This window comes from Mesorhizobium sp. M5C.F.Ca.IN.020.32.2.1 (genome assembly GCF_004023105.1).
GTDB lineage: Bacteria > Pseudomonadota > Alphaproteobacteria > Rhizobiales > Rhizobiaceae > Mesorhizobium > Mesorhizobium wenxiniae.
In genome coordinates this window covers 1-933 of the sequence record NZ_RZSX01001404.1, presented here as the reverse complement: position 1 = coordinate 933, position 933 = coordinate 1, and the positions used below count along the sequence as shown (strand labels likewise).

Genomic DNA, 933 nt, shown 5'->3' with positions numbered 1-933 from the left:
ATCTTGGAGGGCAAAGAGGCGCATTTCCTCGGCTCCGCCTTGAAACTTGCGAGGGGTCTCTCGAGCCGACCTACTATTCCCATGACGCCGCCGGGGTGCCGACACCGATCGCGCCGTTCCATTCCTCCGATGACTTCACGTCCGAACGAGCACCCAACGAGAGCATCGCCCGTCTGGCGCCGACGCCGCAGCGATGGCTCAGGCAGTCGTACGGGATAAGCAATTCAAGGCAAAACCTGTTTCGGCTTGGCGGGCTGCCCTCATGGATTCAGGGGCCTCAGTTTCCAGTCGTTCCCGGAACGGACCGGAAAATGAAATTTCTTCTTCAGTTCGATTCACTCGCCGGCTTCTGCTGGGGCAGCGGTGGGATGCTTTACGTCTTTTGGGATGAAGATAGCCGTATCACATGCCATCTGCCGCAATACACGTGACGCCACCAGCTACTCCGCCGCGAGCCTCTCCGCCGTCCCGTAGGTCGCCTGGTAGCGCGCGCGTTGCCGGCTGAGCGCTACCATTGTGTTGCGCAAAAGGATCGCCACGGTGATGGGGCCGACGCCGCCTGGCACCGGCGTGATCCATGACGCCACCTCCTTGACGCTCTCGGCGTCGACGTCGCCGACGATACGGCTCTCCTCGTCCGGTCCTGTCTCGGCATTGATGCCGATGTCGATGACGGCTGCACCCGGCTTGACCATGTCGGCCTTGATCAGCCGCGGCTTGCCGACCGCGACGAACAGCGCGTCGGCGCGGCGCGCATGAGCAGCCACCGAGCGTGTCATGTGATGGCAGACCGTCACGGTGGCGCCCTCGCTCATCAGCAGGAAAGCGATCGGCTTGCCGACGATCTCGGAGTGACCGACGATGACGACCTCGAGCCCCTTGAGATCGAGACCGGTTTCCTTGAGCAGTTCGACCGAGGCTGCCGCCGTGCAC

Annotated in this window: 2 protein-coding genes; one reads left to right on the top strand and one right to left on the bottom strand. The window is 62.9% G+C overall.

Features of this window, described 5'->3' with window-relative positions:
- The first annotated feature begins 95 nt into the window (after nucleotides 1-95).
- Nucleotides 96-431, top strand: coding sequence for a DUF1963 domain-containing protein (locus EOA86_RS36360; protein WP_128345814.1), 336 nt, complete (start codon nucleotides 96-98; stop codon nucleotides 429-431).
- Between the two features lie 9 nt (nucleotides 432-440).
- On the opposite strand, the gene EOA86_RS36355 is transcribed toward EOA86_RS36360, so the two are convergent.
- The coding region (locus EOA86_RS36355; RefSeq protein ID WP_164892395.1) for a bifunctional 5,10-methylenetetrahydrofolate dehydrogenase/5,10-methenyltetrahydrofolate cyclohydrolase at nucleotides 441-933 on the bottom strand (493 nt) is incomplete at its 5' end.